Annotated in this window: 8 protein-coding genes; all 8 read left to right on the top strand. The window is 65.1% G+C overall.

Annotated features, from left to right (window positions below):
* Positions 1-21: 21 nt before the first annotated feature.
* The 8 genes from ACREXZ_RS13035 (at position 22) to ACREXZ_RS13070 (ending at position 7,228) form a co-directional block, all read left to right on the top strand.
* Positions 22-822, top strand: a complete 801-nt coding sequence (locus ACREXZ_RS13035; protein WP_431764481.1) for an N-acyl homoserine lactonase family protein — start codon at positions 22-24, stop codon at positions 820-822.
* Between the two features lie 13 nt (positions 823-835).
* Positions 836-1,621, top strand: coding sequence for an SDR family NAD(P)-dependent oxidoreductase (locus ACREXZ_RS13040; protein ID WP_431764482.1), 786 nt, complete (start codon positions 836-838; stop codon positions 1,619-1,621).
* Positions 1,611-3,023, top strand: a complete 1,413-nt coding sequence (locus ACREXZ_RS13045) for an MmgE/PrpD family protein (protein WP_431764483.1) — start codon at positions 1,611-1,613, stop codon at positions 3,021-3,023. The genes ACREXZ_RS13040 and ACREXZ_RS13045 overlap by 11 nt, the downstream gene beginning before the upstream one ends.
* Entirely contained in the window at positions 3,013-3,951 is a 939-nt protein-coding gene (locus ACREXZ_RS13050; protein ID WP_431764504.1) for an NAD(P)-dependent oxidoreductase, read from the top strand. Before ACREXZ_RS13045 ends, ACREXZ_RS13050 begins: the two co-directional genes overlap by 11 nt.
* 58 nt (positions 3,952-4,009) lie before the next feature.
* A complete protein-coding gene (locus ACREXZ_RS13055) occupies positions 4,010-4,336 on the top strand; it encodes an NIPSNAP family protein (protein WP_431764484.1) in 327 nt (108 codons plus the stop codon).
* Between the two features lie 28 nt (positions 4,337-4,364).
* Positions 4,365-5,255: an NAD(P)-dependent oxidoreductase gene (locus tag ACREXZ_RS13060; protein WP_431764485.1), complete on the top strand. Its 891-nt coding sequence runs from the start codon at positions 4,365-4,367 to the stop codon at positions 5,253-5,255.
* 20 nt (positions 5,256-5,275) lie between these two features.
* A complete protein-coding gene (locus ACREXZ_RS13065; RefSeq protein WP_431764505.1) occupies positions 5,276-6,706 on the top strand; it encodes an aldehyde dehydrogenase family protein in 1,431 nt (476 codons plus the stop codon).
* 123 nt (positions 6,707-6,829) lie between these two features.
* Positions 6,830-7,228, top strand: a complete 399-nt coding sequence (locus tag ACREXZ_RS13070; protein WP_431764506.1) for a carboxymuconolactone decarboxylase family protein — start codon at positions 6,830-6,832, stop codon at positions 7,226-7,228.
* Positions 7,229-7,469: the final 241 nt, after the last annotated feature.

Below are 7,469 nucleotides of genomic sequence, written 5' to 3' on the forward strand. Positions count from 1 at the left end.
GAAATTTCGATGGAGACATGCATGAGCCAGCCGATCGAGCAGTACCGGATCTTCGCCGTCAAATACGCTTTTCACGATCGCCCCGCGCGCGACAACTTCATCGGCGGCGATCCGCATGACGTGTCGATGCCGCTCGATTATTTCGTCTGGGCGGTGGTCGGCGAATCGCGCGTGTTTCTCGTCGACACCGGTTTCGATCAGAGCGGCGCACAGCAACGCGGCCGCACGATCACGCATCCGGTCGATACCGGCCTGCGGCAGATCGGTATTCGTCCCGACGAGGTCGAGGACGTGATCATCACGCACATGCACTACGACCACGCGGGCAATCGCTCGATGTTCCCGCATGCGCGCTATCACGTGCAGGATCGCGAGATGGCGTATTGCACCGGGCGCTGCATGTGCCATCACCCGCTTAATCATCCGTTCGAGCCGGAGGATGTGAAGTCGATGGTGGGACGTGTGTTCGATGGTCGCGTGCAGTTTCACGACGGCGTCTCACAGCTTGCGCCGGGCCTGAGCCTGCACTGGGTCGGCGGCCATACGGACGGGCTGCAGGTCGTGCGCGTGAACACGGCGCGCGGCTGGGTCGTGCTCGCGTCCGATGCGTCGCATTTCTACGCCAACATGGAAGAGAGCCGGCCGTTTCCGGCGGTCTACAACGTCGGTGACATGCTCGAGGGATTCCGCGCGGTGCACCAGCTCGCCGATTCGCCCGCACACGTCGTGCCGGGTCACGATCCGCAGGTCCTGCAGCGCTACGCGGCACACGACCGCGAGACCGCAGGCTGGATCGCGCGGCTCGACGTCGCGCCGCGCTGATCCGGGGCACGCGATGTCACTCGAAGGAAAAACCGCGCTGATCACCGGCTCGTCGAGCGGACTCGGCTTCGCGATGGCCGACGCGCTCGCACAGGCCGGTTGCCGCATCGTGCTGCATGGGCTCGAGCCCGTGTCCGACGGCACGCGGGCCGCGCAGACGCTGACACAGCGTCACGGCATCGACGCGCACTATGTGCAGACCGATCTCGCCGCGCCCGATGGCGCCGATCGTCTCGTCGATGCAGCAAACACACGCGCCGGCACGCTCGACATCCTGATCAACAACGCGGTCGTCCGTCATTTCGCGCCGGTCGAGACGCTCCCGCTCGCGCACTGGCAGGCCGCGCTCGCGGTCAACGTGACCGCCGCGTTCCGCGCGATCCAGTTGACGCTGCCCGCGATGCGCGCACGCGGCTGGGGGCGCATCTTCAACATGACGTCGGTGTATGGCGCGCGCGGCGTCGCGAACCGCGTCGACTATGTGACCACGAAAACCGCGCTGCTCGGTCTGACACGCGCGGTCGCGATCGAGAACGTCAACACCGGCATCACCTGCAACGCGATCTGCCCCGGCTCGGTATCGACGCCGAACATCGAAGGCCGGATCGCCGCGCTGATGCAGGAGCGAGGAATGACTCGCGACGACGCGGTGCGCGAGTTCCTGCAAGGCAAGCAGCCGACCGGCGAGCTCGTCGACGCCGCGCACGTCGGTGCGATGGCGGTGTTTCTGTGCGGCGACGCGGCGAGCCAGATCACCGGCGCGATGATGCCGATCGAAGGAGGCTGGCTTGCAGCGTGAACCCATCGACGACGTGAAGCGCGCATCCGGACCGACCGCCGCGTTGTCGGCGTTCGTCGCCGGTACGCAATGGGATGCAATACCGGAAGCGGTGCGGCACGAAGCGAAGCGCGCGCTCGTCAACTATTTCGCGGTGGCACTCGCCGGTTGCGGCGATGCGGACATCGGCCGCGCGGTCGATGTCTATCGCGGCTTCAGCAGTGGCGACACAGCTGGCTTGATCGGCCGCATCGAACGAACCGATGTACTGAACGCGGCAGCATTGAACGCGATGACGGCCAACGTGCACGACTTCGACGACACGCATCTGCCGACGATCATCCATCCGACGGCACCTGTCGCCGCGGCGCTGTTCGCGCTTGCCGAAGACCTGCAACGGCAAGGCAGGCCAATAAGTGGCGTGGAATTTCTGACCGCGTTCGTGCTCGGCGTCGAAGTGGAATGCCGGATCGGCAATGCGGTGTCACCTGGACACTATCGACGTGGCTGGCACATCACGTCGACGTGCGGTGTATTCGGTGCCGCCGCAGCAGCGGCACACGTGCTCGATCTTGACGAGACACACATCGGCTGGGCGATGGGGCACGCATCCGCGCAGGCGGGCGGCCTCGTCGAGACGCTCGGCAGCATGTCGAAGAGCGTCAGCGTCGGCAATGCGGCGCGCAACGGAGTGCTGTCCGCGCTGCTCGCGGCACGCGATCTTCGCGGACCGGCACAGCCGCTCGAGGGCGAACGCGGCTTTCTGCGCGTGACCTGCGACGAGCCCGATTTCCCAGTGATTACAGCAGCGCTCGGACACGACTGGGCGCTGCAGTCGAACGCATACAAACCGTACCCATGCGGCGTCGTGCTGAATCCGGTGATCGACGCGTGTCTCGCGCTGGCTCGCGATGAATCGCCACAGATCAACGAGATCGCACGCGTCGAACTGACCGGGCATCCATTGCTGCGCGCACGTACCGATCGGCCGAATCCGAAAAGCGGACGCGAGGCGCAGGTCAGCGCGCAGCACGCGGTCGCGGTGACGCTCTCAACCGGCCGTGCCGGACTCGCCGAATTCAGCGATACCGCCGTCGGCGATCCCGCACTGCGCGCGCTTGGCGCGCGCGTCGTATTCATCGACGACCCGCAATTCGCGGTGGAATCCGCGCAGGTCGTATTGCATCTCACGTCGGGTCGCACGCTCGCGCGCAAGGTCGACGCCGCGCGCGGCAGTCTCGCTGCGCCGCTGACGGACCACGAACTGGAAGCGAAGCTCGCGACACTCACGACGTACGGCGGCTCGGCAGTCGATCCGCAGCCGCTGATCGCGTCGCTATGGTCGCTGGACAACGCAGACGACGCCGCTACGCCAATGCGCGCCGCACAGCCGCCAGCCTCGCACAACCGATATTCAACTTGAAGGAAAAGGAGTGGACATGTCAGAACAGAAATGGATTGGATTCGTAGGCGTTGGCGTGATGGGACGACCGATGGCGCGTCGCCTGATCGCCGCGGGCCATTCGCTGATCGTCTACGACCGCGACGCAGCCGCGGTCGAGGCGCTGAAGGCCGAAGGCGCGCGTGTTGCCACAAGCGTGCGTGAAGTCGCGGACACCGCGCGGATCGCATTCACGAGCCTGCCGACGCCCGCGATTTTCCGCGAGGTCGCGCTCGGCGAAGGCGGCCTGGCAAACGGCACGGCACTGAAAGTGCTGATCGATCTGTCGACGGTCGGCTCGCGGATGGAACACGAAGTCGCGCAGGGTCTGCTCGCGAAAGGCATCGACACCGTCGATGCACCGGTGAGCGGCGGCGCGGCGGGCGCACAGAAGGGCACGCTCGCGATCATGGTCGCCGGCAAGCGCGCGGCGATCGACGAAGCACGGCCGCTGTTCGAGGTGCTCGGCAAACTGTTCGTCGTTGGCGAGCAGCCCGGGCAGGCGCAATTGCTCAAGCTGCTGAACAACATGCTGTCGTCGACGGCGCTCGCGATCACGTCGGAGGCGTTCGTCGCTGGCGTGAAGGGCGGGCTCGATCCGAACGTGATGATGGAAGTCATCAATGCGGGCAGTGGCAAGAACGGCGCGACGCTCGACAAGTTTCCGAAGCATGTGCTGCCGCGTACGTTCGATTTCGGCTTTCCGATCGCGAGCGTATGCAAGGACATCGGGCTCGCCGTCGACGAATGCCAGGCGCTCGGTGTGCCGATGTGGCTCGGCAACAGCGCGCGGCAGATGTGGAACGCCGTCGCCGCGCAGGGTGGCCGCACGCGCGACATGACGGAGCTGGTGCGCTATGTCGAACAGTGGTCGTCCGGCGAAGCGCCTGCGAACCAGGCGACAACTTAGCCATCTGAGCTACCCTTGATCCGTCCATCCCGGACCCTCTTACTGGAGACCTGATCTCATGATCGTCGAAATGCGAATCTATCACTGTGCACCGACCCGTCTGCCGGCCTTGCTCGACCGCTTCTCGAACATCACGCTCGGCTTCTTCGATAAATACGGCATCAAGCAGATCGGCTTCTGGACGACGCTCGCCGGACCGAGCAATCACTCGCTGACCTATCTGCTGCAATGGGAAAGCCTCGCGGAGCGCGAGCAGAAGTGGAACGCATTCCAGGCGGACGCGGACTGGATCGCGAAGCGCGCCGCGACCGAGGCCGAGCGGCCGATCGTCGAGCGGATCGAAAACCAGTTGCTGACGCCGACCGCTTTTTCGGCCATGCGCTGATCGCGAGACATTCAAGGAGAACATGCAGATGGCTTTACCGCAACGAATCGGCTTTATCGGCCTGGGGATGATGGGTACGCCGATGGTTGAGTGTCTCGCGAAGACGGGATTCGACGTGTTCGTCGCCGATACGGACGACGCGCGCGTCGCCGCGCTTTGCACCGGCGAGCGGATCCGGCCGCTGCATGTGGATGAGGCGGCATCGCTCGATGCGTTGATCACGATGCTGCCGAATTCAGCGATCGTCGAGCGGGTGCTGCTCGACGATGAAGGGACAGCCGGCTGGAGCACACGCCTGTCGCGCGGCACGACGGTGATCGACATGAGTTCGTCGGAACCGGCGCGTTCGCTCGCACTAGGTGTGACGCTCGGCGAAGCGGGCCTTGACTATCTCGACGCACCGGTTTCAGGCGGCGTGAAGAAAGCGATCGACGGCTCGCTCGCGATTCTCGTTGGCGGTGATGCGGCGGTGCTCGAACGCGCGCGCCCGATCCTCGACGCGATGGGCAAGAGCGTGCTGCACATCGGCGCCGCGGGCGCGGGACACGCGGCGAAGGCATTGAACAACTACGTATCGGCGGCGGGGCTCGTCGCGACGGTCGAGGCGCTGCAGGTCGCGCGGCGCTTCGGCATCGATCCGGCGGTGATGACCGATGTGCTGAATGCATCGACGGGTCGCAGCAACACCTCGGAGAACAAGGTGCGTCAGTTCATGCTGAGCGGCACGTTCGCGTCGGGCTTCGCGCTGCAACTGATGAACAAGGATCTGAAGATCGCGCGTGCGCTGGCCGTTGCGCTCGACTATCCGATGGAGCTCGGCGAAACCTGCACGTCGATGTGGGATCGTGCCGCGCAGCGATCGACACCCGCGACCGATCACACCGAGATGTACCGGTTACTTTCCGGAGAGGCGTCATGACGCAAGTGAACCCGGCGCTGCTGGCGCACGCCGCGCAGTGCTATATCGATGGACGATGGGTCGAACCGGTCGCGCCGCGCTGGTTCGATATGGTGGACCCGGCGACCGAAGCGCCCGTGGGCCGGCTCGCGCTTGGCAACGATGTGGACGTCGATCGCGCGGTTGCCGCTGCGCGGCACGCGTTTTCCGCGTACGCGGAATGGAGCGTCGCGGATCGCATCGCGTTGCTGAAGCGCATCGTCGCGCGGTACGAAGCGCGCGTCGACGCGTTCGCCGATGCGATGCGCGTCGAGATGGGCGCACCGGCCGCGTTCGCGCGGACGGCCCAGGCGGCGCGCGGACCCGCGCATCTGAACGCGCTGGTCGACGTGCTCGACCGCTTCGCATTCGACACGCAGCAGGGCACGACGCGGCTACGGCTGGAGCCGGTCGGTGTGTGCGGGTTGATTACGCCGTGGAACTGGCCGATCAACCAGATCGTCGTGAAGATCGCACCGGCGCTCGCGGCCGGCTGCACGATGGTGCTCAAGCCGAGCGAGTATTCGCCGCTGTCCGCACTGCTGTTCACCGATGTGCTCGACGAAGCGGGCGTGCCGCCCGGCGTCTTCAATCTCGTGAACGGCGACGGTCCAGGTGTCGGTGCGGCGATCGCCGCGCATCCTGGCATCGACATGGTGTCGTTCACCGGTTCGACGCGCGCCGGCATTCTCGTCGCGAAGCTCGCGGCCGAAACCGTCAAACGCGTTGCGCAGGAACTCGGCGGCAAGTCCGCGAACATCCTGCTCGACGACGTCGATCTCGACCAGGCGGTGACGCGCGGCGTCGCTGGATGTTTTACGAATTCAGGCCAGTCGTGCTCGATTCCGACGCGGATGCTCGTGCCGCGCCATCTGATGAACGACGCCGCACAGATCGCGAAACGTGCGGCGGAAAGTTATCGCACCGGTGCGCCGGACGATCCCGCGACGCAGCTCGGTCCGCTCGTCAACGGCAATCAGTTCGAGCGCGTGCAGGCACTGATCCATACGGGCATCGACGAAGGCGCGCGGCTCGTCACCGGTGGCCCCGGTCGTCCGGATGGCCTCACGCGCGGCTGGTTCGTGCGGCCGACGGTGTTCGCCGACGTGACGCCGGACATGACCATCGCGCGCGAGGAAATTTTCGGACCGGTGCTGTCGATGATGCCGTACGACACCGAAGACGAAGCGATCGCGATTGCCAACGGTACCGACTACGGTCTTGCTGCATACGTGCAGTCGGCGGACCTTGAACGCGCGCGGCGGATCGCACGGCAATTGCGCGCGGGCGGCGTGCATCTGAATTACCCGGCGGCGGATTTCCACGCGCCGTTCGGCGGCTACAAGCGGTCCGGCAACGGCCGCGAGTGGGGCGAAGCGGGTCTGCGCGAGTATCTGGAGAACAAGTCGATCGTCGGTTACGGCAACGACTGATCCGATACGCGGCAGGGCCGCAAAAAATTTTGCGCACCTTGATTGTCGGACAATCGGGTGCGCAGACAGTGGGCAACACATCGCGACGCGATGATCGCAGGACGAACGATGGAGATCGATCAGATGGAAGACAACGAACGTTTCGAACGCGGCTTCGAAAACCGCAAGGAAGTGCTGGGCGCGGCCCACGTCGAGAAGTCGTGGGCGAATGCCGACGACTTCAACCGGCCGATGCAGAAGTTCGTCACCGAGAGCTGCTGGGGCGACATCTGGGGTGACCGGACGCTGTCGTTCAAGACGCGCAGCATGCTGAACCTCGCGATGCTGACGGCAATGAGCCAGCACCACGAACTCGCGGTGCACGTGAAGGGCGCGCTGCGCAACGGCGTCACGCGCGACGAGATCCGCGCGGTGCTGATGCAGGCGGGTGTCTATTGCGGCGCACCTCTCGCGCTCGCCGCGTTTCGCGTCGCGACCGAGGCGATCAAGGCGTATGAGGCGGAGACGGGGGCGGTGGGGTGATCAGGCAGTAGACATGGCGCGTAGACGGACCACGCGTCGCAGCATAGCGGCGCGGGATAACTTACTTGCAACTACGTTGCATGGGACCGCAGTAAGCGCTAAAGCGCCAACTGCGGTCGACAGCAACTATCTTGAGACGAGCAATGTCACGCGTCATGGAAGTCCGACTGCCAGGGAGTGTTGGAGCGAACCATTGCGTTAAGCGTGATGAGCAGTTTGCGCATGCAGGCGACAAGGGCGA

This window comes from Paraburkholderia sp. (assembly GCF_050742655.1).
Taxonomy (GTDB): Bacteria; Pseudomonadota; Gammaproteobacteria; order Burkholderiales; family Burkholderiaceae; genus Paraburkholderia.

Coding starts and splice junctions, on each gene's coding strand:
- ACREXZ_RS13040 (WP_431764482.1), top strand. CDS start 836: ATGTCACTCGAAGGAAAAACCGCGCTGATCACCGGCTCGTCGAGCGGA.
- ACREXZ_RS13070 (WP_431764506.1), top strand. CDS start 6,830: ATGGAAGACAACGAACGTTTCGAACGCGGCTTCGAAAACCGCAAGGAA.
- ACREXZ_RS13060 (WP_431764485.1), top strand. CDS start 4,365: ATGGCTTTACCGCAACGAATCGGCTTTATCGGCCTGGGGATGATGGGT.
- ACREXZ_RS13055 (WP_431764484.1), top strand. CDS start 4,010: ATGATCGTCGAAATGCGAATCTATCACTGTGCACCGACCCGTCTGCCG.
- ACREXZ_RS13035 (WP_431764481.1), top strand. CDS start 22: ATGAGCCAGCCGATCGAGCAGTACCGGATCTTCGCCGTCAAATACGCT.